General features: G+C 65.6%; 24 protein-coding genes and 1 tRNA gene. 6 read left to right on the top strand and 19 right to left on the bottom strand.

From position 1 onward, the window contains the following. Nucleotides 1–46 precede the first annotated feature (46 nt). From rsmD to AC3FKH_RS01100, 3 genes are all read left to right on the top strand, one after another. Nucleotides 47–691: a 16S rRNA (guanine(966)-N(2))-methyltransferase RsmD gene (gene rsmD, locus AC3FKH_RS01110; RefSeq protein ID WP_488672215.1), complete on the top strand. Its 645-nt coding sequence runs from the start codon at nt 47–49 to the stop codon at nt 689–691. Nucleotides 692–870: 179 nt separating this feature from the next. Then, on the top strand, nt 871–1,356 hold the full coding sequence (gene coaD, locus AC3FKH_RS01105) for a pantetheine-phosphate adenylyltransferase (protein ID WP_211947085.1): 486 nt from the start codon (nt 871–873) through the stop codon (nt 1,354–1,356). A gap of 68 nt (nt 1,357–1,424) precedes the next feature. Next, the gene (locus AC3FKH_RS01100) at nt 1,425–1,685 is read left to right on the top strand and encodes a YfhL family 4Fe-4S dicluster ferredoxin (protein WP_066739904.1); all 261 of its coding nucleotides are present in this window, start codon (nt 1,425–1,427) and stop codon (nt 1,683–1,685) included. A 117-nt stretch (nt 1,686–1,802) separates the two neighbouring features. Here the strand turns inward: AC3FKH_RS01100 and AC3FKH_RS01095 are convergent, their stop codons facing one another. The 8 genes from AC3FKH_RS01095 to AC3FKH_RS01060 form a co-directional block, all read right to left on the bottom strand. After that, nucleotides 1,803–3,671, bottom strand: a complete 1,869-nt coding sequence (locus tag AC3FKH_RS01095) for a PhoX family protein (protein WP_488672212.1) — start codon at nt 3,669–3,671, stop codon at nt 1,803–1,805. A gap of 225 nt (nt 3,672–3,896) precedes the next feature. Next, nucleotides 3,897–4,493 (bottom strand): aminoacyl-tRNA hydrolase, encoded by a 597-nt coding sequence (gene pth, locus AC3FKH_RS01090; protein WP_483710326.1) that lies wholly within the window; start codon nt 4,491–4,493, stop codon nt 3,897–3,899. A gap of 132 nt (nt 4,494–4,625) precedes the next feature. Further along, on the bottom strand, nt 4,626–5,240 hold the full coding sequence (locus tag AC3FKH_RS01085) for a 50S ribosomal protein L25/general stress protein Ctc (protein WP_483710327.1): 615 nt from the start codon (nt 5,238–5,240) through the stop codon (nt 4,626–4,628). 131 nt (nt 5,241–5,371) lie between these two features. Next, on the bottom strand, nt 5,372–6,325 hold the full coding sequence (locus AC3FKH_RS01080; RefSeq protein WP_483710328.1) for a ribose-phosphate pyrophosphokinase: 954 nt from the start codon (nt 6,323–6,325) through the stop codon (nt 5,372–5,374). A gap of 94 nt (nt 6,326–6,419) precedes the next feature. After that, nucleotides 6,420–6,496, bottom strand: a tRNA-Gln gene (locus tag AC3FKH_RS01075). Nucleotides 6,497–6,555: 59 nt separating this feature from the next. Beyond that, a complete protein-coding gene (ispE, locus tag AC3FKH_RS01070; protein WP_488672209.1) occupies nt 6,556–7,434 on the bottom strand; it encodes a 4-(cytidine 5'-diphospho)-2-C-methyl-D-erythritol kinase in 879 nt (292 codons plus the stop codon). Further along, nucleotides 7,431–8,045: a lipoprotein insertase outer membrane protein LolB gene (gene lolB, locus AC3FKH_RS01065; protein ID WP_488672207.1), complete on the bottom strand. Its 615-nt coding sequence runs from the start codon at nt 8,043–8,045 to the stop codon at nt 7,431–7,433. Before lolB ends, ispE begins: the two co-directional genes overlap by 4 nt. 83 nt (nt 8,046–8,128) lie before the next feature. Beyond that, a complete protein-coding gene (locus tag AC3FKH_RS01060) occupies nt 8,129–9,994 on the bottom strand; it encodes a tetratricopeptide repeat protein (RefSeq protein WP_488672205.1) in 1,866 nt (621 codons plus the stop codon). A 139-nt stretch (nt 9,995–10,133) separates the two neighbouring features. Here AC3FKH_RS01060 and mutM point away from each other — a divergent pair, with 139 nt between their 5' ends. From mutM to mutY, 3 genes are all read left to right on the top strand, one after another. Continuing rightward, nucleotides 10,134–10,988, top strand: a complete 855-nt coding sequence (gene mutM, locus AC3FKH_RS01055; protein WP_488672202.1) for a bifunctional DNA-formamidopyrimidine glycosylase/DNA-(apurinic or apyrimidinic site) lyase — start codon at nt 10,134–10,136, stop codon at nt 10,986–10,988. Between the two features lie 219 nt (nt 10,989–11,207). Further along, complete coding sequence (locus AC3FKH_RS01050; RefSeq protein WP_488672200.1) at nt 11,208–13,163, top strand: dynamin family protein; 1,956 nt, start codon at nt 11,208–11,210, stop codon at nt 13,161–13,163. A 103-nt stretch (nt 13,164–13,266) separates the two neighbouring features. Then, the gene (gene mutY, locus AC3FKH_RS01045; protein WP_488672869.1) at nt 13,267–14,451 is read left to right on the top strand and encodes an A/G-specific adenine glycosylase; all 1,185 of its coding nucleotides are present in this window, start codon (nt 13,267–13,269) and stop codon (nt 14,449–14,451) included. 24 nt (nt 14,452–14,475) lie between these two features. Here mutY and AC3FKH_RS01040 read toward each other — a convergent pair whose 3' ends face one another. The 11 genes from AC3FKH_RS01040 to AC3FKH_RS00990 form a co-directional block, all read right to left on the bottom strand. Further along, nucleotides 14,476–15,138: an LON peptidase substrate-binding domain-containing protein gene (locus tag AC3FKH_RS01040; RefSeq protein WP_488672198.1), complete on the bottom strand. Its 663-nt coding sequence runs from the start codon at nt 15,136–15,138 to the stop codon at nt 14,476–14,478. Nucleotides 15,139–15,251: 113 nt separating this feature from the next. Beyond that, nucleotides 15,252–16,139 carry an RNase adapter RapZ gene (gene rapZ, locus AC3FKH_RS01035; RefSeq protein WP_483710335.1) on the bottom strand — a complete coding sequence of 296 codons (888 nt, stop codon included), beginning with the start codon at nt 16,137–16,139 and terminating at the stop codon, nt 15,252–15,254. A 105-nt stretch (nt 16,140–16,244) separates the two neighbouring features. Further along, nucleotides 16,245–16,616 (bottom strand): PsiF family protein, encoded by a 372-nt coding sequence (locus tag AC3FKH_RS01030; RefSeq protein ID WP_488672195.1) that lies wholly within the window; start codon nt 16,614–16,616, stop codon nt 16,245–16,247. A 174-nt stretch (nt 16,617–16,790) separates the two neighbouring features. Continuing rightward, complete coding sequence (gene hprK, locus AC3FKH_RS01025) at nt 16,791–17,762, bottom strand: HPr(Ser) kinase/phosphatase (RefSeq protein ID WP_483710337.1); 972 nt, start codon at nt 17,760–17,762, stop codon at nt 16,791–16,793. Nucleotides 17,763–17,836: 74 nt separating this feature from the next. Beyond that, the gene (locus AC3FKH_RS01020; protein WP_488672193.1) at nt 17,837–18,292 is read right to left on the bottom strand and encodes a PTS sugar transporter subunit IIA; all 456 of its coding nucleotides are present in this window, start codon (nt 18,290–18,292) and stop codon (nt 17,837–17,839) included. 381 nt (nt 18,293–18,673) lie between these two features. After that, nucleotides 18,674–19,027 (bottom strand): ribosome hibernation-promoting factor, HPF/YfiA family, encoded by a 354-nt coding sequence (gene hpf / locus AC3FKH_RS01015; protein WP_483731133.1) that lies wholly within the window; start codon nt 19,025–19,027, stop codon nt 18,674–18,676. Nucleotides 19,028–19,076: 49 nt separating this feature from the next. Further along, nucleotides 19,077–20,555, bottom strand: a complete 1,479-nt coding sequence (locus AC3FKH_RS01010; protein WP_488672867.1) for an RNA polymerase factor sigma-54 — start codon at nt 20,553–20,555, stop codon at nt 19,077–19,079. A 99-nt stretch (nt 20,556–20,654) separates the two neighbouring features. Then, entirely contained in the window at nt 20,655–21,455 is an 801-nt protein-coding gene (gene lptB, locus AC3FKH_RS01005) for an LPS export ABC transporter ATP-binding protein (RefSeq protein WP_483710340.1), read from the bottom strand. A gap of 29 nt (nt 21,456–21,484) precedes the next feature. Beyond that, nucleotides 21,485–22,126 (bottom strand): lipopolysaccharide transport periplasmic protein LptA, encoded by a 642-nt coding sequence (gene lptA / locus AC3FKH_RS01000; protein WP_488672190.1) that lies wholly within the window; start codon nt 22,124–22,126, stop codon nt 21,485–21,487. Nucleotides 22,127–22,213: 87 nt separating this feature from the next. After that, nucleotides 22,214–22,840, bottom strand: a complete 627-nt coding sequence (lptC, locus tag AC3FKH_RS00995; RefSeq protein ID WP_488672188.1) for an LPS export ABC transporter periplasmic protein LptC — start codon at nt 22,838–22,840, stop codon at nt 22,214–22,216. Nucleotides 22,841–22,865: 25 nt separating this feature from the next. Beyond that, nucleotides 22,866–23,849: a KpsF/GutQ family sugar-phosphate isomerase gene (locus tag AC3FKH_RS00990; RefSeq protein ID WP_483710343.1), complete on the bottom strand. Its 984-nt coding sequence runs from the start codon at nt 23,847–23,849 to the stop codon at nt 22,866–22,868. Nucleotides 23,850–23,851 lie beyond the last annotated feature (2 nt).

The following is a 23,851-nucleotide window of genomic DNA, read 5'->3' as shown; positions in this document are numbered from 1 at the left end:
AACGTCCAGGGGTGGCTGAAGCGCCGTCAGGCTCTACAATCACGGGATGAATTCGCGTTCCCGATCTCCTTCGCCCGCCGCGAGCGGGCGATCGTCTTCTCCGGCGCCGCGCCAGGCGCCGTCCCAGGTCCGCATTATCGGTGGCCGCTGGAAGCGCACGATGCTGCCCGTGCCCGAAGCGCAAGGGCTGCGGCCCACGCCCGACCGCGTGCGGGAGACCCTGTTCAACTGGCTCGGACAGGACCTTGCAGGCCTGAACTGCCTGGACCTGTTCGCCGGCTCCGGCGCGCTCGGTTTCGAAGCGGCGTCGCGCGGTGCACAGGGCGTCACGCTGGTCGAATTCAACCCGCGTGTGGCCAGGCAGTTGCGCGACAACCAGTACCGGCTCGACGCCCCCCAGATTCGCGTGATGCAAGGCGACGCATTTGCGATTGCGGCACAGATGCCGGACGCCAGCTTCGATGTGATCTTCCTGGATCCGCCCTTTGCCGAGGACTGGCTGCGGCCCGCACTGGAACATGCGGCGCGGCTCCTGAGCGCTGGCGGGGCCGTGTACGTGGAAACGGACCGTTCGCTGACCGGCGCGGATGCGCCGGTCCCCGCATCGCTGGAGATCGTCCGCCAGGCACGCGCCGGCGCGGTGCATTTCCACCTGCTACAGCACCGCAGCGCCGGGAACGGTGCGGCTTGATGCATGCGGCGGCGCACGGTGCGATGCGGCAAAAGCACACCTTGACGACTTCCAATTCACGGAATTAGCGTTACACTACGCCGCTGTTATAACGCTCGCGACGCATCAACCACCCGGCGCGGCCGGTAGGTCAGGGCGGTCCGGAAAAGGGCCGGCAGCGGGCAGATCAAGGAGGAAGTATGGCCATCGCGGTCTACCCCGGTACGTTTGATCCCATGACCCGGGGGCACGAGGATCTGGTCCGCCGTGCGTCGAATATTTTCGACGAGCTGGTGGTTGGCGTGGCGCACAGCCCCAACAAGCGCCCGTTTTTCTCGCTCGAAGAGCGCATCAGCATCGCTCGTGAAGTGCTGGGCCACTATCCCAATGTGCGTGTCGAAGGCTTTGCCGGGCTGCTCAAGGATTTTGTCCGCAAGAACAACGCACGCGTGATCGTGCGCGGCCTGCGCGCCGTGTCGGATTTCGAGTACGAGTTCCAGATGGCGGGCATGAACCGCTACCTGCTGCCGGACGTGGAAACCATGTTCCTCACGCCGTCCGACCAGTACCAGTTCATCTCCGGCACCTTCGTGCGCGAGATTGCGGTGCTTGGCGGCGATGTCAGCAAGTTCGTGTTCCCGTCGGTGGAGCGCTGGCTGCAAGAGAAAATCGCCAAACCGGAATAAAATACCGGTTCAGACGCGTCGATTCGCGGCCAGTTCGGGCGCGGGCGCGTCAGCTGGAAGGAAACACCATGGCGCTACTGATCACCGACGACTGCATCAACTGCGACGTTTGTGAACCCGAGTGCCCGAACGAAGCCATTTCGATGGGGCCCGAGATCTATGAAATCGACCCCAACAAGTGCACCGAATGCGTCGGGCATTTCGATGAACCGCAATGCCAGCAGGTCTGCCCGGTCGCCTGCATCCCCAAGGATCCGAACCGGATCGAGACCCATGAGGTGCTGATGCAGCGCTACCGCCTGCTGACGGCCGCCAAGCACGCTGCCTGAATTGCCGCCCCCATACGGGCGACAGGTCGATACGGCACAAAAAAGCCCCCGCCACCGCAAGGTGGCGGGGGTTTAATTTTCCCCAGTTACTACGGTACTGCCTACAACACTGCGCGGTCAGGCGCCCATCGGCTTGCCGTCGGGTCGACGCACCACGATGGTGGACGAGCGCGGCGGCTTGGCCGCATCCGGCCACTTGCCGGTGGGATGCTGGATATTGATGAAGCAGGTGGTCAGGTCCGGCGTGTACGCAATGCCGGTAATCTCGCAGCCGGTCGGGCCGGTCAGGAAGCGCTTTGACTGACCGGTCGGCGCAATGTAGTACATGCTGTTGTTGCCGAAGGTGTTGATGTAGCTGGCGCTGGTGCTCGAGTCGGTTTCGACCCACAGGCGGCCCTTCGGGTCCACGCGCAGGCCGTCCGGGCTCGAGAACGTGTCGCCGTTGATGTTGCCCTTCAGGTTGGCGGTTGCCAGCGATGGGTCGCCGGCCTGCAGCAGGATGCTCCAGGTGAACGTGGTGGCCAGCGGCGAGCCGCCCGCTTCCTGCCACTGAATGATGTGGCCATGCAGATTGCTCGTGCGCGGGTTGGCGGCGTCGGTCTGTTTGCGTCCGCTGTTGTTCGTCAGCGTGCAATAGATGGACTTATCCGGCGCCACGGTGATCCACTCTGGGCGGTCCATCAGCGTGCCGCCGGCCACGCGCGCCGCTGCTTTGGTGTTGACCAGCACGTCGGCCTGGCTGGCGAAGTCGACCGTGGCCGGGGCCGGCGATGTGGCGAACTGGGTCCAGTTGCCCGGGTCGGAGGCGCCGACGGTCAGGCCGTTCTTGCCCTGCGTCAGCTCCACCCACTTGCCGCTGCCATCGGCGTTGAACCTGGCGACGAACAGCGTGCCGTTGTCCAGCAGGTTGGCGTTGGCGGCGCGGTTGTCCGGGTCGAACGCCTTGGTCGGCACGAATTTGTAGATGCAGCCTGGCGTGCCGTCGTCGCCCATGTAGAAGGCGACATTGTTGCCGGCATCCGCCAGGAAGGCGACGTTCTCATGGTCGAAGCGACCCATGGCGGTGCGCTTGGCCGGCGCGCCGAGCGTGCCGTACGGATCGATTTCGACGACCCATCCGTAACCCTTCTCGTCCTGGGTCGGGTCGAGGTAATTGTCCGTGCTTTCTTCGCAGGTCAGGTACGTGCCCCACGGCGTGTAGCCGCTCGAGCAGTTGTTGAGCATGCCGACCACGGTCGAGCCTACTGCGGACGCGGCCGGGCCGCTCACCCGATACAGCGAGTTGCCGGTGTGGCGCTTGTTGTAGATGGAGCCGCGCTTGACTTGCCAGTTGCCGCTTGCGGCCAGCTCCACCTCGATCACCGAGATGCCGACGGCCGAAAGCGCGATGCGCTTTTCCTCAGGCGTGGCGGTGCTGGCGTTGTAGGTGCCGCCGGCAAACAGGATATTGTAGTCGGGCAGTTCATGGTTGATCGCGAGCAGGCCGCCTTTCTGCGGATCGACGCCCGGCAGCGCGAAGTAGTGCATGCCGTCGTGATTGCCGCCTGCCTGGCGCTCGGTTTCGGCCGAGGACTGGAAGGCGCCGGCATAGCCGGTGGAGCCGGCCTCGACCGGATCTCCGGCGGAGAACAGCACGTCGACGCGGTAGCCGTTGGGCACGATCACGGCATCGGCGGTCGACCTGGCCACAGGTTCGAAGGTAACTTCGTAGCTCGCTGGGACAGCGTCGGGCGTGGCAACCGGTGCGGGAGAGGGCGCCGGAGCGGGTGCCGCTGCCGGTGCCGCGGCCGAATCGTCGCCGCCGCCGCACGCGGACAGCACGCCACTGCCGAAAGCGGTAGCCAGCGACAAACCGAGACCGCCGCGCAGCACGCGTCGGCGTGCCGGATTGGCGGCCACGATGTCCTCCAGCCTCTGGCCGGGCACGTCAACATCGGGCTTGGCGGCACGGCTGGCGGCGCGCGCTGCGTCGGTCAGGTACGACATGGACATTCTCCTGTGAGGTTCGTCATGTGCGGCCGCCATCCTGTAATGCCGGCCCGCTTGCTGAGCCCGCAATGTAGGTGCTGTCCGTGTAACTCTGATGACAAGATGTCTGCAACAAGAGACCGGATGCGAAACGGATATCGAAATGACAACGGGCCGCTGATGGCGGCCCGTTGTCATTCGGTTTCACGTAGTTGTCGCAGGGCTATGCCTGCGCCGGCTGGATCAACGGGCGGTATGCAACTGCGCCATGGCGCGCTCCGCATCTCCCCTGGCCAGCAGGCCGAGCGGGTCGACGCAGCGATCGATGGCTTCGTCGATTGCCTGCTGCTCTTCCTTGCGCGGCGGCTTGAGCACGAAGTTGACGACATCCTCACGGCCCGCGCCGGCGCCGCCGGGCAGGTTGCGCGGATGCCCCACGCCGAGGCGCAGGCGCCAGAATTCCTGCGTGGTCAGATGAGCGGCGATGTCCTTCAGGCCGTTGTGGCCACCGGCGCCGCCGCCGCGCTTGAGCTTGGCGGCGCCCGGAGGCAGGTCCATCTCGTCATGCGCGACCACGATCTCGTCAGGCAGGATCTTGTAGAAGCGGGCCAGCGACACCACGGCCAGGCCAGAGCGGTTCATGAACGTGGACGGCTTGAGCAGCCAGATGTCCTGGTCCCACAGGCGGGCCCGTCCGGCCAGGCCGTGGAAACGGCCTTCCACGCGCAGCGTGGTGCCGCCCATGCGGGCCAGCTGATCCACCAGCCAGAAGCCGGCGTTGTGGCGGGTAGCCTCGTATTCCGCTCCGGGATTACCTAGGCCGACGATGAGCTTGATCATGCGATGAACTGGATTGGATGGCGGCGGGGTTCATGTCGAACCGCAGCCGCCAAGCATACGCCAAAAAAAACCGCCGGCAGGACCGGCGGTTTTTTCCGTCTTGCGGCCAGGCCGCAATGCCGGGTAGGCAGCTTAGGCAGCCGGCGTTTCGCCTTCGCCTTCAGCGCCTTCGGCAGCCGAAGCGGCACCAGCCGGCAGCGAGATGCTGGCGATGGCCGGGTTTTCGTCGCCGTGGGTCACGACGGTCACGCCCTTCGGCAGCTTCAGGTCAGCCAGGTGCAGGGTCTGGCCCAGTTCCATCGTGCCGACGTCCACTTCGATGAACTCGGGCAGGTCGGCCGGCAGGCACGACACTTCCAGGTCGTTCACGATGTGGTTGACCAGGCCGTGGCCCAGCTTCACGCCAGGAGCGGTTTCCTGGTTCATGAAGTGCAGGGGTACCTTGACGTGGATCTTTTCGCTGGCCGACACGCGCTGGAAATCGACGTGCAGCACCATCGGCTTGAACGGGTGCATCTGGAATGCGCGCAGCAGGGCCTTTTCCGACTTGCCGGCAACTTCCAGGTCCAGGATCGACGAGTGGAAGGCTTCCTTCTTCAGGGCGTGCCACAGCGCGTTGTGATCCAGTTCGATCATCTTCGGATCGGCAGCGCCGCCGTAGATGATGCCGGGGGTCTTGCCCGAATTGCGCAGGCGGCGGCTCGCACCCGTTCCCTGTACGCTACGCTCGAAAGCGACTACTTTCATGATGACTCCAAAGTAAAGAAGGCTGTCCGCGACCAGACAGCCCTGTTGTGGCGCAATCGAAACTGATGCGCCGGTCACACGCGCTGATTGCCGGAAAACCCGCAATCAGCGCGGCAAAGCCGAAAATTCTATCAGGAACCCGCGAACAGCGACATGATCGAGTCGCCCTTGACGATACGCGTGAACGTTTCGGCCAGCAGCGGGGCGGTCGACAGCTGGCGGATCTTGCTGCATTTGGCAGCTTCTTCCGACAGCGGGATGGTGTCGCACACCACCACTTCGTCCAGTGCCGAGTCCGCGATGCGGGCAGCCGCGCCGCCGGACAGCACGGGGTGCGTGCAATAGGCGAAAACCTTCAGCGCGCCGCGCTCCTTCAGCACCTGGGCCGCCTTGCAGAGCGTGCCGCCGGTGTCGATCATGTCGTCCATGATCACGCAGTTGCGGCCGTCGACTTCACCGATGATGTTCATCACCTCGGCCACGTTGGCCTTGGGACGACGCTTGTCGATGATCGCCAGGTCGCAGTTCAGTTCCTTGGCCAGCGCACGGGCGCGGACCACGCCGCCGACGTCCGGCGACACGACCAGCAGGTCACCGTAGTTCTTCTCGCGCAGGTCGCCCAGGAGTACCGGCGAAGCGTAGATGTTGTCGACGGGGATATCGAAGAAGCCCTGGATCTGGTCGGCGTGCAGGTCCATCGTCAGCACGCGCTCGACACCAGCGACTTCGAGCATGTTGGCCACGACCTTGGCCGAGATCGCGACGCGCGCCGAGCGCGGGCGGCGGTCCTGGCGGGCATAGCCGAAGTAGGGCATGGCGGCGGTGATGCTGCGTGCCGAGGCGCGCTTGAGCGCGTCGACCATCACCATCAGTTCCATCAGGTTGTCGTTGGTCGGCGCGCAGGTGGACTGCAGCACGATGACGTGCTTGCCGCGAACGTTTTCCTGGATATCAACCTGAACTTCGCCGTCTGAGAAACGGCCAACGAGCGCCTTGCCCAGAGGAATGCCGAGGTGCTGTACGACAGCCTCCGCGAGTTTGGGGTTGGCGTTGCCGGTAAATACCATCAAGCCTTCGCTGCTCATTCGGGGCACCTGTCTTGCTGCTGGGGGAGCTTGTAGTCACCGGCAAGGCCGGTGACTGATACTGAGGGTCCGTGAGGACACTATAGGAATGTAATGGCAGGGGAAGAAGGATTCGAACCTTCGAATGCCGGAATCAAAATCCGGTGCCTTGACCAACTTGGCGACTCCCCTACACAACCTTGCTGCTCGTCGTGATACCTGACCGCTGTACCGCGCCGAACCAAAACTTGCTATGCGAACGCTGCGAGCGGGTGATGTGCCAGACTGCGCACACACCTGCCATCCCATTCAGGAGGCAACCGCTTCAGGACCTGCTGCGCCGTCTGCTCGTCGGGAAAACGTGCAAACACGCAGGCTCCGGAACCGGTCATCCTTGCATGCTGATTGAACTGCTTCAGCCATCCAAGGGCTCGGGCAACTTCGCCGAACTTCGCTGTTGCTATCGCTTCCAGGTCGTTGCGACCGAAAGAGAATTTGTTTGTGCAAGCAGCGAAGACCGCAATTATGGAGAGGGGGGTGTCCCTTGTCAAGCACTCGTCCGAAAAAATTTCAGACGTCGGCACATGTTGTTTCGGATGGATGATCACGAACCAGCTGTCAGGCAGCTCGACGGGCGTCAGTTCTTCGCCGATGCCTTCGGCGAAGGCGTTTTGCCCGAACACGAAGACGGGCACGTCCGCACCCAGCGTCAGCCCGATGCGCATCAGCTCCGCGCGCGCCAGGCCAAGTCCCCACAGGTGGTTCAGCGCCAGCAGCGTCGTGGCCGCGTCGGAGGAGCCGCCGCCGATGCCGCCGCCCATCGGCAGGAACTTGTCGATCTCGATGTCGGCGCCGTAGCGCGTGCCCGTCGCCTGCTGCAGCGCGCGCGCTGCACGCACGACGAGGTCGGTCTGCGCCGGCACGCCGGGGATGTCCGTGGCGCGCGTCACGATACCGTCGTCGCGGCGCTGGAAATGCAGCGTATCGCACCAGTCCACGAGCTGGAACACCGTCTGCAGCGTGTGGTAGCCATCCGGGCGCCGGCCGGTGACGTGCAGGAACAGGTTGAGCTTGGCCGGCGCCGGGCAATCGCGCAGTTGCGGCGGAGGCAAGTTGGTGGTCCCGGTCAAGGTGTTTCCTCCGGATCGATCACAAGCTTGACCGACAGCGGCGTAGGGCCGCCGTCGCGCTCCAGGTCAATGCGGCGCGGTCGCGCCGTCGTCGTCTGCGCGCTGGCGGGCACATCCTGCCAGGCCACGTAGCGCACGCTCCAGCCGTCCTGTGCCAGCGTGGCGAGGCGCCCCTGGGCATCGCGCGTGGCCTTGGCCGGGCGCCCGGCCGAAGGGCGCCCGTGCAGCCAGTCGCGCATGCCGGCCACCGGCAGCGCAAAGCCGAGCGCGTCTTCGAGCAGGCTGTCGACTTCCGGCGCATTGCGCGGCGGCTGGTTGGGCAGGTCAAGGGTCGCGCCCGAAGGCGTGGCGGTGACGACGGCCAGCGTCTGGCCCAGCGGCGAGAGCAGGTCAAGGCGAACGTTGCGGCCCTGTTCCTCCCAGCGGAAGCTGCCCTGCACCCCTTCGTCGCGGCCATAGCGGACGTAGTTTGCGGAAAAGCGGCCGGTGTAGTGCCGGCTTGCGGCGGTTTCGCCGGCATCGAAGCCGCGCGAAGGCGCGACGCTGGCGCAGGCTGCCAGCAGCATGGGCGCGCCAAGGCAAAGCAGGGCCAGGCGGCGGGATCGGTTCATGTTCGGCATTCAGGAAAGCGGGGCCGCCCTGGTGGGACGGCCCGCGACAGATGGCGCGGCCGGTCGCATGGACCGGCCCGGGCTTACTTGGACAGCAGGACGTTGTAGCGGCGCAGGGTATCGACCAGGATTTCGTTTTCCGGCTCGATCTTGGCGGCTTCGGTCCATGTCTTGCGGGCTTCGTCGCGCTCGCCGAGCTGCCACAGCACTTCGCCCAGGTGCGCGCCGATCTCGGCCTCGGGCGCCTTGGCGTAGGCGTTCTTGAGCAGTTCCGCCGCCGGCTGCAATTCGCCCATGCGGAATTTCACCCAGGCCAGGCTATCCATGATGTACGGATCATCCGGCCCGAGTTCGGAGGCGCGTTCAAGCAGCTTGCGCGCCTCGGGCAGGCGTACGTTACGGTCGGCCAGCGAGTAGCCGAGCGCGTTGTAGCCCTGCTTTTGCTCAGGCTGCAGCGCGATCACGCGGCGCAGGCCCTGCTCCATCCGGTCGTAGCGCTTCTGGCGCTCGTCCAGCATGGCCAGCTCGTAGATCCAGTCGGCATTCTCCGGCTCGGCCGTGATGCGTTCGTCGAGCAGCTTGCGCGCGCGGTCGTAGGACTTGGTCTCCATCAGCGTGGCGACCTCGGCCTGGCGGATCGCCATCATGCGCTGCGAGCGCTGGGCCGGATCGGGGATGTCCTCGGCGTCGCTGAGCATGTCGCCGAAGATGGCCTGGGCATCGTCGAGCTTGCCCATGCGTGCGAGCAGCTGCGCGCGCTTGGCCGCGGCGGCCGGTGCCAGGCGGCTGTCCTCGATGCGTTCGAGCCACTGGATCGCGCCGGCGTAGTCCTTGCGTTCCTCGGCAATCTGCGCCAGGTACTGGAAGGCGATGTCCGGATTGGCGGTGGGTACTTTCTCGGCCAGCTGCAGGTATTCCTTGAGGTACTGCTCGGCCTCGCCGAAATCCCGGGCCTGGAGGCTGGTCAGCCCCAGCGCGAGCGGCACGCGCGGGTCGTTTGGCGCAACCTTGCGCAGCGTCTCGAATTCCTGGCGCGCGGCTGGCATGTCATTGCGCATCAGGTACAGGCGCGCCAGCGTGATGTGGCCGCTGACCGACCGCGGCGACTTGTCGAGGAAGCGGCGCAGGCCGGTAATCGCCTTGTCGGGCTCGCTCTCGGCGCGCAATTCGGCTGCCATCAGCGCCGCGGGCTCGAAATCGGGGCGCAGCCGCAGCGCTTCATCGAGCGCCGCAAGCGCGGCTGGCATGTTGCCCGCGATCTCCTGTGCCCGGGCAATGGCAAGCTGCGTTTCGGGCAGCCGCGCATCGTCGCGGGTCAGCTCCTGCAGCAGCGCCGCGGCGCCCGCGGGATCGCTCGTGCGCGACATCTGCTGTTGAAGCTGGAGGATGCCCTCGGCACGATGGTTGGCGGGCACGCCGGCCAACTGCTGGACCAGCAGCGGCCGTGCGTCGCTCCAGCGCCCATTGAGCACCAGCAGGGTCGAGAGCACCTGGCGCGCCGCGGGCGAGCCGGGCGCGATGTCGCTCCACAGCCGCGCGGCGTCGAGCGCCTGCTGCGGGATGCGCGCATTGAAGGCGATCTCCGTCGCACGCTGGGCAAAGCGCGGGTCACGCGTGGAGCGGGCCAGTTCGACGTAGGTCCGATAGGCCGGGCCGACCAGGCCGCGCTGCAGCGAGATCTCGGCAGCCATCACGCTGTACATGATGTCGCCGGTCAGCGATACGTTCGGCAGCGTGACGCCGGCGGGCGCCTTGTCGGGCTGCGCCGGCGCGGCCTGGACCGCGCCGACCGCGCCAAGCGCCAGGCAGGCGCCCGCGATCAGGGACCGGATGTGGCGCCCGGTACTGGCCGCCGACCGAGCGGGCATGCCTGGGCGCACAGTGATGGCCTTCGCGGGGAAGTCCATGGCAGCGGGTCTCGCAACGGGATCCGGAAAAAGTTCCGACATGTGATGATTGCTCCGGCGCGTTCAGGCGTTCGAATGATAGGGGCATTGTAGCCTGCCGCTACAATGCGCTGCTTGCCGGCGCAGCAAGGCGTGCGCGCTTCCGGCAGGAGTTTGGAGCGGTAACCAACGGAGAGGTTCGATGCCTGAATTGCCGGAGGTCGAAGTGACCCGGCGCGGCCTGCTGCCGCATGTGGTGGGGCGGCGTATTGCCGACGTGATCGTGCGCCATCGCGGCTTGCGCTGGCCCATCGACGACGACCTGGAGGCACGCCTGGCCGGCCGCCTGGTGCAGCGTATCGAGCGGCGCGGCAAGTACCTGCTGCTGGAGTGCGTCGATGAAGCCACGGGCGATGCCGGCTGGTTGCTGGTCCACCTGGGCATGACCGGGACGCTGCGCGTGCTGCCCGATGCGCCGGCCGCCGGCACCCACGACCACCTGGACCTTGCGCTGGACGATGCCGGCGGCAACCGTATCGTGCTGCGCTTTCGCGATCCGCGCCGTTTCGGCGCCGTGCTCTGGAGCCCGCTGAGCGAGGCCATGCTGCCCGGACACCCGCTGCTGCGCGGGCTCGGCATTGAGCCGTTCGATCCGCATTTCGACGGCGACTGGCTGCACCGCCATACGCGCGGGCGTTCCGCGGCGATCAAGACCGTGCTGCTGGCCGGCAATATCGTGGTGGGCGTGGGCAATATCTACGCCTCCGAAAGCCTGTTCCGCGCGGGCATCCGCCCGACCACGCCGGCCGGCCGGCTGAGCCTCGCGCGCTGCGAACGGCTGGCGCTGGCGGTGCGCGAAACGCTGGCGCAGGCCATCGAACGCGGTGGCAGCACGCTGCGCGACTTTGTCGGCAGCGACGGCGCGAGCGGCTATTTCCAGCTCGACTGCTTTGTCTACGACCGCGCCGGAGAGCCTTGCCGGATCTGCGGCACGCCGGTGCGGCAGATCGTCCAGGGCCAGCGTTCGACCTTCTACTGTACGCACTGCCAGCATTGAAGCGCGGCGCCCTGGCGGCCAAGGGGGCGTCCCGCCGGGTGTCGATGGCTCGGCGCAACACTCTGCGGCCAAGGGGCGCGAATTCCACAAAAGCGCCACAAAAGCGCCCCGGAAACCTGTATCTTGTGCGCAGTCATAAAAAGTTACAAAAACACCGCACGCTTGCAAAGTCGGCACTTGCGCCAGATTGCCGGACAGGAACCCAGCCGAACCGCCGCCATGACCACGCTCGCACACCAATTTGAACAATACGGCGCCTGGAGAACCGGGGTACTCCAGTCGCTGGCCGAATTCCAGTCGTGGCTGCAGCAGCACGACCTCTACGACGCGACCGCCGAAGAACGCGTGCAGCGCATCCAGAGCGTGCTGCGCAGCGACCGGCTCAAGGTCGCCTTCATTGCCGAGTTCTCGCGCGGCAAGAGCGAACTGATCAACGCCATCTTCTTCGCCGACTACGGGCGCCGCATCCTGCCGTCATCGGCCGGGCGCACCACCATGTGCCCCACGGAGCTGCGCTACGACGAGCAGGAGCCGCCCAGCATCCGCTTGCTGCCGATCGAAACCCGGCTGCAGGAAGCCTCGACCGCGGATTTCCTGGAGGCCGGCACTTCAGCGTCGCACTGGCACTCGGTGCCGCTGGACCCGTCATCGCCCGAGGGCATGCTGGCGGCGTTCCAGCATGTGGTCGAGACCATCCGCGTGCCGCCGGCCCAGGCCGAAGCGCTGGGCCTGTACCACGAGGAAGACCCGGACGCCGCCTATGCGGTGGATGCCGAAGGCATGGTCGAGATCTCGCGCTGGCGCCACGCGGTCATCAATTTCCCGCATCCGCTGCTGCGCCAGGGGCTGGTGATTCTCGATACGCCGGGACTGAACGCGATCGGCACCGAGCCGGAGCTGACGCTGCGCCTGATCCCGGATGCACACGTGGTGGTGTTCGTGCTGGCCGCGGACGCCGGCGTGACCAAGAGCGACCTGGAACTCTGGCGCGGGCACGTGGGCGCCGGCCATCGCCGCGGCTGCCTGGCCGTACTCAACAAGATCGACGGCCTGTGGGACCCGTTGAAGTCGCAGGGCGAGATCGCCAAGGAGATCTCGGGCCAGGTCACCTCGACGGCGCAGGTGCTCGGCATCGAGCAGGGGCGCGTCTATCCGGTGTCGGCGCAGAAGGGCCTGGTGGCCAAGGTCACGCATGACCAGACGCTGCTGGCACGCAGCGGCCTGCCGAATTTCGAGCACGTGCTGTCCGAGCAGCTGATTCCGCGCCGGCGCGAGATCGTCGCCGACCAGGTCCATCGCTCGGTGCAGGACATGGCGCGCGGCGCGCAGCAACTGCTGCAGAGCCGCCGACGCGACATCGTCGAACAGCTGTTCGAACTGCGCGGCCTGCGTGGCAAGAACCACGCGATGGTCAAGCACATGCTGATGCGCGTGCAGAGCGAGAAGGAAGAGTTCGAGCAGAGCATCAGCAAGTTCCAGGCGTTGAGACTGGTGTTTGGCCGCCACAGCGCGGACATCATCAAGAGCCTGCAACTGCGCGACGTGCGCCGCACCATGCGCGAGGCGCGCGAGCAGATGAAGGAGCGCTTCTTCTCGCGCGGGCTGCGTGAAGACATGGACGCGCTGTTCGCGCGGCTGACCACGCTGATCACCGACGCGGATAACAAGATCGGCCAGCTGCACCAGCTCATCGACAGCATGTACCGGCGCTTCAATGCCGAGCATGGCTTCACGCTGCCGGCGCCGATGCAGTTCGTGACCTCGCGCTATGTCGCCGAACTCGGCGAGATCCTGCAGCTCGTGCAGTCGCACTTCGGCGCGGTCAACATGCTGACGCGCTCAAGGCCAAACCTGGTGCAGGGCGCGTTCGACACCATGGCCAGCCGCGTGCTGGAGAATTTCCGCGACCTGAACCGTGATATCGAAGTCTGGCTCAAGTCCGTGATGACGCCGCTGGAAGCGCAGGTGCGCGAGCATCAGAAGCAGCTGCGGCGCCGTGTCGATTCGATCGAACGCATCCACGAGGCCACCGACACGCTGGAAAGCCGCATCGCCGACCTGGAAGAAGTGCTCAACGGCCTGGACGAACGCAGCGGGCGCATCGAGGCCCATATCCAGCGCATCATCCGTCCGGACGGGGCTGACACGAAGGGCGCGCAGCTCGCCGTCGCCTGATCCCGGGCCGGGCGGTATATCATGTGGCGCCGCCTTCGAGCGGCGCTTTTTCTATTGCGCGGCCGCTTTGCCTGCCGTGCGATTCATGCGCCTGATTGTCCCGATGCCCCGCAAGTCCGCCCCCGCTGTCTCATCCGCCAATGCCAACGCCGGCGCGTTGCAGTCCGACATCCATGTCCCCGCCGACTTCGGCGCGCGCGTGGCCGACTGGCAGCGCGTGCACGGGCGGCACGACCTGCCGTGGCAGAACACGCGCGACCCGTACCGGATCTGGCTGTCGGAGATCATGCTGCAGCAGACCCAGGTGAGCGCGGTCATCGACTACTTCCAGCGCTTCATCGCGCAGCTTCCGACCGTGCAGGCGCTGGCCGCCGCGCCTGCGGATCAGGTGATGGCGCTGTGGGCAGGGCTGGGCTACTACTCGCGCGCGCGCAACCTGCACCGTTGCGCCATGCAGGTCGTCAGTGAGCATGGTGGCCGGTTTCCGACCGATCCCGCGGTGCTGGCCACGCTGCCCGGCATTGGCCGCTCCACCGCGGCGGCGGTGGCGGCCTTCAGCGCGGGCGTGCGATCGCCGATCCTCGACGGCAACGTCAAGCGTGTCTTTGCGCGCGTCTTCGGCATTCACGGCCACCCGGGCGAGCGCGCCATCGAAAAACGCATGTGGGAACTGGCAGAGGCCGCGTTGCCCGCGGCCGGGCCGCGCCAGGCGGACGATATGGTGGCCTACACGCAGGGCCTGATGGACCTGGGCGCAACCGTCTGTTCGCGCGGCAAGCCGGCATGCCTGGCCGATGCCGCGGCTTGCCCGCTGTCGGCGGACTGCGTGGCGCGCCGCGATGGCCTGACCGCCATGTTGCCAACACCCAAGCCGCGCGCGGCGATACCGGAGCGCAGTACCGTGATGGTCATGGTGCGCCATGGCCGCGACGTGCTGTTGCAGCTTCGCCCGGACAGCGGTGTCTGGGGCGGCCTGTGGAGCCTGCCCGAAATGCCCGTGGCAACGGTGCCGTTCGATGCGGAACTCGCGGAGGACGATGCACTGGGCTATGCGCGCGCCTTCGGACAACCCGCACGCGCGGCGCTGGCCGGCGAACTGGTCCATGTCTTTACGCACTTCCGGCTGCAGATCCGAGCGATCCGGGTCGACATGGCCGCGCTGTCGCTGCGTGAACCCGATTCGGGGCCGGCCCAAAGATGGCTTTCGCTCGATGATCTCGACGCGCTCGGCACGCCGGCACCGGTGCGCAGGCTGCTCGAACTGCAGGCTCGCGGCGGCCTGTTCTGAGTCGCGCTCGGCGAACCGGACTGGCTACACCATGTGGTGCTGCCGCATGTAGCGGTGCACGATCTCGATGCGCATGCCCGCGTCGGGCAGCTCCATCAGCATCTGCTTGGCCTTGAGCGGCACCGGCAGCAGTTCGCACAGGCGGTTGGTGACCCAGCTTGGGTCGTCCCACAGGTAGGGCTCGGCAACCGGCATGCGATCGGGCTGCTCGGCATGCAGCCGCGTGACGATCCGACGCAGCACCGTCAGGCATTCCCCCAGCAGTTCCAGCTTGCAGTCGATGATGTCGGCGGGCAGCAGCTCGGCGCTCGCCACGATCAGGCCGTCGTCGCGCTTGTGGTGCTCGAGCACGCGGAAGCGCTGCCGTCCGCGCGTTTCGATCAGCAGCACGCCAAGCTGCTCCATATTGCAATCGATGATCTCGGCCAGGCAACCGATCGATTCCGGCACGGTTGGCTTGCCCGAGCGCGCGACTTCCTCGCCACTGGCGATCAGGCATACGCCGAACGGCGCCGCGTCGCGCAGGCAATTGCGCACCATGTCCACATAGCGTTTCTCGAATACGCGCAGCGGCAGGCGGCCATCCGGGAACAGCACCGTGTGCAGCGGAAAGAGAGGCAGGTCGTCCAGCGTCAGCGGCGTCGCGTCGACGGGAGCGGTGTGGCGGAGAAGGTCTGTCGAGGACATGCGATGGCTGGTGTTCCACTGGATCGGGGAAACCGGCCGCCGGTTGGGGTGCGGCGACCGCCATGCTGCCAGGCTTGACGTACCTGGCGACACGGGAAAACCACGCACGCAGGCTATGCCGCCGGCGCGAGTTCCCGGTGTCTCACCAGCACATTACCATGCGCGCGGAAATAGTTGGCGAGCCTTTCCGCAATATAGACCGAACGGTGCTGTCCGCCGGTACAGCCGATGGCGACGGTCAGATAGCTGCGGTTATCCGCAATGAAGCTCGGCAGCCACTTTTCGACATAGGCGCGGATGTCTTCGGCCATGGCCAGCACCATCGGCTGGGCCTGGAGGAAATCGATCACCGGGGCGTCGCGGCCGGTCAGCGGGCGCAGCGCCAGGTCGTAGTAAGGGTTGGGCAGCGAGCGCACGTCGAAGACCATGTCGGCGTCGCTGGGCACGCCGTGCTTGAAGCCGAACGACTCGAACAGCAGCGTCAGACGCTGGCTGTCCTCGCGGATCAGTTCCTTGATCCAGCTGCGCAGCGTATTGGTGCGCACGTTGCTGGTGTCGATGCGGTGCGCGGACTCGGCCAGCGGGCTGAGCAGTTCGCGCTCCATCTCGATGGCTTCCATCAGCCCGCGGTCGTTGAACGCCGCCCGTTCTTCCTCGGAGCGGGGCGCGCCGTTGGTCAGAATCGACAGCGGATGGCGGCGACGCGTTTCCGAATAGCGCTGCACCAGTGCGTCGGTACTGGCCGTGAGGAACACGACCTCGACCTGATGGGTCTCCGCCAGTTGACGAACCGTGTCGGGCAGGTGGTCCAGCGATTCCCGGCTGCGGATATCGGTGGCGACGCCAAGGTGCGTATAGCCCTCGGCCGCAAGATAGCGGGCCAGATCGGGGATGAATTGGGCCGGCAGGTTATCGACGCAGTAGTAGCCTGCATCTTCAAGCACGTTCAGTGCGACGGATTTGCCGGAGCCGGAGATGCCGGTGATGAGGATGATGCGCATAGCATCGGAAGCATAGCATCCGGAAGTGGCCACGTCATGACAGCGGCCGCGCTGACAAAAATGGCGAACCGCGCGGTTCGCCATTTTGTCCGGATCGACAGCCAATTACTTCGACAGGCATTCCTTCATGAACGACTTGTAATCGTCGCCCTTCTTGCCCTTGCCTTCCTTGCTGCAGGCCGACATCTTTTCCTGCTGGGTCTTGGTCGGCTGCACGCCCTTGGCCGAAAGGCACTGCTTCATGAAGGCCTTGCGATCGTCGCCTTTCTTGCCGGCAGCCTGATCGTTGCAGTCCTTCATCTTCTGCTGCTGCGCGGTGGGCGCCTTGGCGGCGGATGCCGGTACTGCCTTGTCTCCGGGGCCCGGCGCTGCCGGCATGGCGGGCGCTGCAGGCGTGGTTTGGGTGGCGGGCTGTGCCATTGCGCCGGTGGCCAGCAGCGGCGTTACCAACACACACATCGCGATCAGTTTCTTCATGCTTGCTCTCCTGGCTGTGGAAAACTTCATGGCCGCTTTTCGCCACCCTGACAGTGAACGCTGCGGCTCCGGACTGGGCTCGATGCCCATTACAGCACAAAACGGAAGATATCCCCACCGCGTTGACTTATTTGTCAACGCCGATGTAAGCAATTGAAAACGTGTCGCGCCCGCTCAGAGCAGGCGGCCCTGCCCGCGCGAGACCGCATCGGCCTGCATCGCGGCGCGCTGGCGATCCATGAAATCGCGCAGCGTATCGATGCCGCGCAGGCGCAGGATGGTGTTGCGCACGGCGGCCTCGACCAGCACGGCGAGGTTTCGGCCGGCCGCCACCTGGATCTTGACCATATGGATCGGCAAGCCCAGCACGTCGAGGTACTGCGAATCGAGCGGCAGGCGTTCGAACTCGCCGTCGTTGCGGCGCACCAGCTGGACCACCAGCTTCATCTTCATCTTTCGCCGCACGGCGGTCTCGCCGAAGATGGTCTTGATGTCGAGCAGGCCCAGGCCCCGTACTTCGAGCAGGTTCTGCAGCAGCGGCGGACAGCGGCCTTCAATGAAATCCGGTCCCAGGCGCACGAAATCCACCGCGTCGTCGGCCACCAGGCCGTGGCCGCGCGAGATCAGTTCCAGGCCGAGTTCGCTCTTGCCCAGGCCCGACTCGCCCATGACCAGCACACCCATGCCGAGGATGTCGAGGAACACGCCGTGCATGGTCACGCGCGGCGCCGAGATTCGCGACAGGTACAGCCGCAGGTGGTCGATGACCGCCGCCGAGGAAACCGGCGTGGTGAATAGCGGCGTGGAAGAGCGCGTGCAGCGCAGCTCCAGGTCCGGCGGCGGCTCCATGCCGTCGGCCACGACCAGGAACGGCGGCTCGAGCAGGATCAGCTCGCCCATCTGGCGCTTGCGGGTTTCGTCGTCCAGACGCTGGTAATAGGTGATTTCGGGTTTGCCGAGCACCTGGATCCGGTTCGGATGGATCAGGTTCAGGTGGCCGACCAGGTCCGCGGCCGAGGTGGCCTCGCGGGCAAACTCCACGTCGAAGGCGCGATCCGCACCTTCCAGGCCAGCCACCCACGAGAGTTTGATGTCGGCTGCGTTGTCGTCGAAGATCGACTGCGAGGTGACGCCGGTGAGTTCCATGGGGGATGACTTTCGGGGCGGGGACTGTGCCGGATTTTACGATTGTCCGGTCTGTTGCCAGCCCAGGGGAGGGATCAGGGATGCCACTGCGTCAGGAGTTCATGGACCGCGTCCGGCGTGGCCAGGGTTGCCAGGCCTTCGCGCATGTCCCGATCCGACAGCAGCTGGGCAATTTCGGAAAGAATCTCGAGATGCTGCTGCGTAGCCTGTTCCGGCACCAGCAGGAAGATCAGCAGCGAGACCGGCTTGCCATCCGGCGATTCGAACGGGATCGGCTCGGCCAGCCGCATGAAGGCAGCCAGCGGTTGCTTCAGCCCCTTGATGCGCCCGTGCGGAATGGCCACGCCCGCGCCCAGACCGGTCGAACCCAGCGACTCGCGCGCGAACAGGTTGTCGGTCACGGTCGCCCGTGCCACGCCATGGTTGTTCTCGAATAGGAGCCCGGCTTGCTCGAATACACGCTTCTTGCTGGTGACGCTGAGGTCGAGGTTGATGTTGCCGGGTGGCAGCAGTTTGGCCAAACGATTCATGGGCGATGCGAGGATTTCAGTTAGCAGGCAGATCGGACTGCTCAGCCCGGAAACGAAGTGGGGCCGGATTGCGGCCACGCCATGGCTTCCCAGGCGTTCGGCCATTATAGAGCAGCGTCTCCCCTGTTCTTGTGCAATGCAGCGCCAGGCCCCTGTATGGCCTGGTCCGTGCTGGTGCCGCCACACCTGGGTACGGTGGTCGCGCCGGAGTCGCCACGCGCTATGTCTTGGAGAGCATACACCGTGCTGCGCCAGTTGCGAACACTTGTGTCCAGGACGCGCGCCCGGCCGGGGCTGCAGATGCAAAAAAGCCGCGCTACATGGCGCGGCTTGCTGTTATCAGTCCTGTTTCAGTGCCAGTCTTGCGACTGGCAGGCTTGATCATTGCTGCTGTAGTTGGGACTCGGCCATCTGGTACTTGACCGCTTCGCGGTCGTGGCCTTGCACGCGATCCTTATACCGAAGCACCTGGCGGTCCAGCTTGTCGACAAGTGCGTCGATGGCCGCATACAGGTCTTCGTGATGGGCTTCCACAAAAATGTCCTTGCCCCGAAGGTGCAAATTGATTTCCGCGTACTGACGCCTGTCCTTTTCCTTGTGATTGTCGACTGAGAGTAGCACGCTGACGCCAATGACTTGATCGAAATGCCTGACGATACGCTCCAGCTTCGTTTCCACGTACTCACGCAGCGGGGGCGTGATGTCCAGGTGGTGTCCACTGATCTTGAAGTTCATAGCGCTTCTCCTTCTGAAAGAGCTGCACCAGGCAGGCGGTGCAACTCGGCTACAAAGTCTTGCGGAGATTGACAGCAGGGATCTTCAGGGCTTCGCGATACTTGGCGACGGTACGGCGCGCGACAACGAAGCCTTGTTCACCCAGCAATTCGGCAATTCGGCTGTCGGAAAGAGGACTCCTCGGGTCTTCGGCTCCTATAAGTTGCTTGATCAAGGCGCGGATCGCCGTTGAGGAAGCCGCCCCACCGGTTTCGGTGGAAACGTGGCTGCCAAAAAAGTACTTCAGTTCGAAAGTACCCATCGGCGTTGCCATGTATTTATTGGTCGTCACCCGGGATATGGTTGACTCGTGTAATCCCAGTGTATCGGCAATCTCCCGCAAAACCAAGGGGCGCATCGCGATTTCCCCGTGCGTGAAGAAGTTCTTCTGACGCTCGACAATCGCCTGCGAAACTCGCAGGATCGTGTCGAACCTTTGCTGGATATTCTTGATCAGCCAGCGCGCTTCCTGCAGCTTTTGCTGCAGCCCCGCGGCACCGGATTCTCCCTTGGCACCGCGCAGGATCTGCGCGTACATGTCGTTGATGCGCAGGCGCGGCATCACATCCGGATTGAGCTGCGCGATCCAGCCGCCGCCGCCCTTGCGCACGAATACGTCGGGCACCACGAAGTCCGCTTCAGGGCGGCTGTAGGCGTGGCCCGGGTAGGGCGCGAGCGAGCGGATCAGTTCATGCGCGGCCTTGAGCGCCGCTTCATCAACCTGCAATGCTTTTTTCAGGCGCGTGTAGTCGCGCACGGCAAGCAGTTCGAGGTGATGGTTGACGATCGAGAGCGCCAGCTCGCGCTGCGGATGCTGCAGCCGGCGCAGCTGAAGGCTCAGGCATTCGGCGGCATTGCGCGCGCCCACGCCGGGCGGGTCGAAGCTTTGCAGCAGCGTGAGGATCGCCTGCAATTCGTCGACCTCGAATTCGAGTTCCTCGGGCAACTCGGTGCAGATCTCGTCGAGCGACGCGCTCAGGTAGCCATCGTCGTCGAGCGATTCGATCAGGAAGATCGCCAGGCCCTTGTCGCGCGTCGAGATCTTCAGCGGCGCGAGCTGCTCCATCAAGTGTTCGCGCAGGGTGGGCTCGGCGTCGCGCAGCTGCATGGGGGTCTTCTCGTCGTCCTCACCCTGCGGGCGCCGCGCGAAATCGTCCAGGCTCCAGTCGCTGCCGTAATCTTCGCTACCGCTGTCGCTATAGCTCTCATCCTCGCTGCCCGGGCTGCTGGCGTTCGCGTCGCTGTTGCCCTGCGGTTCGGCCGGTGCGGGCGCGGGTGCGCTCTGCAGGTTGACCGAGCCATCGGCCGCCACGCGCAGCGGGCTGTCGATCCAGTCGTTCTCGCGCTCCAGCAGCGGGTTTTCCGTCAAGGCCTGCTCGACTTCCTGCTGCAGCTCAAGCGTAGAAAGTTGCAGCAGCCGGATCGACTGCTGCAGTTGCGGCGTGAGTGCCAGATGCTGGGAGAGACGGAGCTGTAGCGACGGTTTCATGCGACCTATTCTATGCGCATCCAACCGATGTTGGAACGAAAATTGCTATCGCTGATGCTGCCTGATCGTCTCTGCCAAGCGCACCTGCCGCCCCAGGCTTCACATGCGGAAGTTCTCGCCCAGGTAGACGCGGCGCACCGACTCGTTGGCGATGATTTCGTCGGGCTGGCCCGATGCGAGTACGGTGCCTTCGCTGATGATGTACGCGTGGTCGCAGATGCCAAGCGTCTCGCGCACGTTGTGGTCGGTGATCAGCACGCCGATATTGCGCGCCTTGAGGAAGCTGACGATGCGCTGGATCTCGCCGACCGCGATCGGGTCCACGCCGGCGAACGGTTCATCGAGCAGGATGAAGCGTGGCGAGGACGCCAGCGCGCGTGCGATTTCCACGCGGCGGCGCTCGCCACCCGACAGCGACAGCGCAGGGTTGTTGCGCAGGTGGGCAATCTGCAGGTCGTCCAGCAGCGTATCCAGGCGGCTGTCGATCTCGGCTTTCGGCAGCGGCTTGCCGTTGACCAACTGCAGCTCCAGCACCGCGCGGATGTTCTCTTCCACATTGAGCTTGCGGAACACCGACGCTTCCTGCGGCAGGTAGGACAGGCCCATGCGCGCGCGCTCGTGGATGGCCAGGCCGCTGATGTGCTGACCGTCGAGCACGATATCGCCCTCGTCCAGCGCGACGAGGCCCACGATCATGTAGAACGACGTGGTCTTGCCCGCGCCATTGGGGCCGAGCAGGCCCACCACCTCGCCGCTCTTCACCTCGAGCGACACGTCCTTCACCACCGTGCGCGACCCGTAGCGCTTCTTCAGGTGGCGCACGACCATCGTGCTGCTGTCGGCACGGGCGTCGGGAGCGGCGGAAGCGGGCGTGGGGGCGAGCATTGCGGTATCGGTCATGGTGGCGGTGATGCGTTCGGGCGCGTGATTCAGGGCTTGCTGGACGGCGCGGGTGCCGACTTCAGGTCGAGGGGCGGGCTGGCGGCGGCACCGCTGGCCTCCTGGCGCGGCGAGAGCACGGCGCGCACGCGTCCCGACGGGTTGCCGGCCGACGTGTTGTCGCCGCCGCCGGCGGCGGTGTAGAACTCGTTGCGGCTGTCATAGGTCAGGACCGCGCCGCGGATCTCGTCGACCAGCTTGGCGCCCTGCAGCCGCGCCATGCGCGCGTGGCCGATCAGCTTGGACAGTTCCTGCTTGCCGTCGTATTCGATGCGGTCGCCCCAGCCGTCCATGTACTCGTCCACGCCTTCACGCTTCTGGCGGATATAGGCCTGCTTGCCGCCCTTGGCCGTGGCCACCGCGTACTGGTAGCCCTCCGGGTCGGTGCGGATCTCGGCCGCGTCCGACTTCAGCACCATGGTGCCCTTGGTCAGGACCACGTTGCCGGTCAGCGTGTAGATCTGCTTGACGTCGTCGTAGCTGGCGTTGTCGGCTTCCAGGACCAGCGGCTTGTCCCGGTCCGCGCGTTCGGCATGGGCGCCCAGCGGCGCCAGCGCGGCAATCGCGGTGGCCACGGCCAGCAGCAGCGGGGCGGCGCGCCGGCGGGACAGGGTCGTCAGGGAAGCAATCATGTTGGCAAGGGTCGCAGGAAAGCGGAGGGTCGGGCGCGATGCTCAGGTCCGCGGTGCCGCCCCGTCGGGCGCGGGCGGCTGTTGTTGTCAGGATCCCGGAGTCCGGGTGGGCGCACCAGTGATGATGGTGCCGCGTACGTTGCCCAGCAATTGTACTTCGCGGGTAACGTTGTTGAAGATCAGCCCGTTGGCGGTCATGACCGACGGGCCGCGCGTGAGCTTCACGGCCTTGTCGGTCTTGACGATGTCGTCATTCACCAGGACCTGGAAGTACTCCGACGCGGCCGTCATGAGCGGGTCCTTGGCGGCATCGGCGCCCTTTTGCCGCTCGATGAAGCCGTTGCCATACAGGTCGATCACCGAGCCCTCGGCGTTCATTCGGCCGCGATCGGCACGCGCGGTGACCGGCGGACGCTCGGGCTGGTAGGCGCGCATGGCGGGACGGGTGAACTCGTAGGTCTGGTCGTCGTCGAAGTGGACCATCTTGTCGCCGGTGAAGCGCATCTTGGTGCTGCCGTCCTGCGCGAGTTCGGTAGCCGAGAAACGCTCCATGTAGTAGTCGGGCTCGTGCTTGCGCACGGTCGGCGCCTTGGTGCCTTCCTGCTGCGTATTGACTTGCACCAGCCAGAACGTGCTGCCGGCCACCACGGCCATCAGCAGCAGCGGCAGCAGCCGCAGGACGATCCCGGTGAGGGAGGACAGGAGTGCCTGCATGGTTTCGTTGCGTTCGCGCCGCGCTTCAGATGACCTTGGCGCGGGTCAGGTCGTGGATGTGCAGCGCGCCCACCAGGCGCCCGTCATGGTCCACCACCAGCAACTGGTTGATGCGGTTGGCCTCCATGACCTGCACGGCTTCGACGGCGAGCTGGTCTTCATGGACCACTTGCGGGTTCCGGTGCATCACTTCGCCGATCGGCACGGTCTTCCAGTCGCGCGGGGTTTCCAGCAGGCGGCGCAGGTCGCCGTCGGTGAACACGCCGATGGCAATGCCGTCCGGGTCGACCACCGCGGTCATGGCCATGCCCTTGCGCGTGATTTCCATCAGCGCCTGGGCCAGTGGCGTGTTCTCGCGGACTTCCGGCACGGCGTTGCCGCTGCGCATGACGTCGCGCACGTGGGTCAGCAGCTTGCGGCCGAGCGCGCCGCCGGGGTGCGAGCGGGCAAAGTCTTCTTCGCCGAAGCCGCGCGCATCGAGCACCGCCACCGCCAGCGCGTCGCCGAGCGCCAGCGCGGCGGTGGTGCTGGCCGTGGGTGCCAGGTTCAGCGGGCAGGCTTCCTTTTCCACGCCGGCATCCAGGTGGGCGTCAGCCAGCTTGGCCAGGTTCGATTCCGGGTTGCCGGTGACCGAGATCAGTCGCGCGCCGATGCGCTTGACGATCGGGATGATCGACAGCAGCTCGCCGGTCTCGCCGGAATTTGAGAAGGCAATCAGCACGTCCTCGCGCGTGACCATGCCGAGATCGCCATGGCTGGCCTCGGCCGGGTGCACGAAGAAGGAGGGCGTGCCCGTGGAGGCCAGCGTGGCCGCCACCTTGCGGCCGATATGGCCCGACTTGCCGATGCCCGACACCACGACGCGTCCGCTGCACTGCAGGACGAGCTGCACCGCGTGCGCGAAGTCGGCGGTCAGGCGCCCGGAGAGCGCGGCGACCGCGTCGGCTTCAATCTGGAGGGTACTGCGGGCGAGCCTGAGTGCTCGATCCGCATCGAAATTGGCTATCATGG

The organism is Cupriavidus sp. 21MJTG02-4 (assembly GCF_057798975.1).
The sequence above is the reverse complement of the archived record's forward strand: the minus strand, read 5'-3'. Positions and strand labels throughout refer to the sequence as shown.

Bases quoted from the DNA above. Each gene is read 5' to 3' on its own strand.
- pth (WP_483710326.1), bottom strand. From the start codon at position 4,493: ATGATCAAGCTCATCGTCGGCCTAGGTAATCCCGGAGCGGAATACGAG.
- lptA (WP_488672190.1), bottom strand. From the start codon at position 22,126: ATGATTGCTTCCCTGACGACCCTGTCCCGCCGGCGCGCCGCCCCGCTG.
- AC3FKH_RS01085 (WP_483710327.1), bottom strand. From the start codon at position 5,240: ATGAAAGTAGTCGCTTTCGAGCGTAGCGTACAGGGAACGGGTGCGAGC.
- AC3FKH_RS01060 (WP_488672205.1), bottom strand. From the start codon at position 9,994: ATGTCGGAACTTTTTCCGGATCCCGTTGCGAGACCCGCTGCCATGGAC.
- hprK (WP_483710337.1), bottom strand. From the start codon at position 17,762: ATGGAACTCACCGGCGTCACCTCGCAGTCGATCTTCGACGACAACGCA.
- AC3FKH_RS01040 (WP_488672198.1), bottom strand. From the start codon at position 15,138: ATGTCCTCGACAGACCTTCTCCGCCACACCGCTCCCGTCGACGCGACG.
- AC3FKH_RS01080 (WP_483710328.1), bottom strand. From the start codon at position 6,325: ATGAGCAGCGAAGGCTTGATGGTATTTACCGGCAACGCCAACCCCAAA.
- AC3FKH_RS01030 (WP_488672195.1), bottom strand. From the start codon at position 16,616: ATGAAGAAACTGATCGCGATGTGTGTGTTGGTAACGCCGCTGCTGGCC.
- hpf (WP_483731133.1), bottom strand. From the start codon at position 19,027: ATGAACTTCAAGATCAGTGGACACCACCTGGACATCACGCCCCCGCTG.
- AC3FKH_RS01050 (WP_488672200.1), top strand. From the start codon at position 11,208: ATGACCACGCTCGCACACCAATTTGAACAATACGGCGCCTGGAGAACC.
- AC3FKH_RS01100 (WP_066739904.1), top strand. From the start codon at position 1,425: ATGGCGCTACTGATCACCGACGACTGCATCAACTGCGACGTTTGTGAA.
- lptB (WP_483710340.1), bottom strand. From the start codon at position 21,455: ATGACCGATACCGCAATGCTCGCCCCCACGCCCGCTTCCGCCGCTCCC.
- AC3FKH_RS01010 (WP_488672867.1), bottom strand. From the start codon at position 20,555: ATGAAACCGTCGCTACAGCTCCGTCTCTCCCAGCATCTGGCACTCACG.
- mutY (WP_488672869.1), top strand. From the start codon at position 13,267: ATGCCCCGCAAGTCCGCCCCCGCTGTCTCATCCGCCAATGCCAACGCC.
- rsmD (WP_488672215.1), top strand. From the start codon at position 47: ATGAATTCGCGTTCCCGATCTCCTTCGCCCGCCGCGAGCGGGCGATCG.
- AC3FKH_RS01020 (WP_488672193.1), bottom strand. From the start codon at position 18,292: ATGAATCGTTTGGCCAAACTGCTGCCACCCGGCAACATCAACCTCGAC.
- AC3FKH_RS01095 (WP_488672212.1), bottom strand. From the start codon at position 3,671: ATGTCGTACCTGACCGACGCAGCGCGCGCCGCCAGCCGTGCCGCCAAG.
- AC3FKH_RS00990 (WP_483710343.1), bottom strand. From the start codon at position 23,849: ATGATAGCCAATTTCGATGCGGATCGAGCACTCAGGCTCGCCCGCAGT.
- lptC (WP_488672188.1), bottom strand. From the start codon at position 22,840: ATGCAGGCACTCCTGTCCTCCCTCACCGGGATCGTCCTGCGGCTGCTG.
- lolB (WP_488672207.1), bottom strand. From the start codon at position 8,045: ATGAACCGATCCCGCCGCCTGGCCCTGCTTTGCCTTGGCGCGCCCATG.
- mutM (WP_488672202.1), top strand. From the start codon at position 10,134: ATGCCTGAATTGCCGGAGGTCGAAGTGACCCGGCGCGGCCTGCTGCCG.
- rapZ (WP_483710335.1), bottom strand. From the start codon at position 16,139: ATGCGCATCATCCTCATCACCGGCATCTCCGGCTCCGGCAAATCCGTC.
- coaD (WP_211947085.1), top strand. From the start codon at position 871: ATGGCCATCGCGGTCTACCCCGGTACGTTTGATCCCATGACCCGGGGG.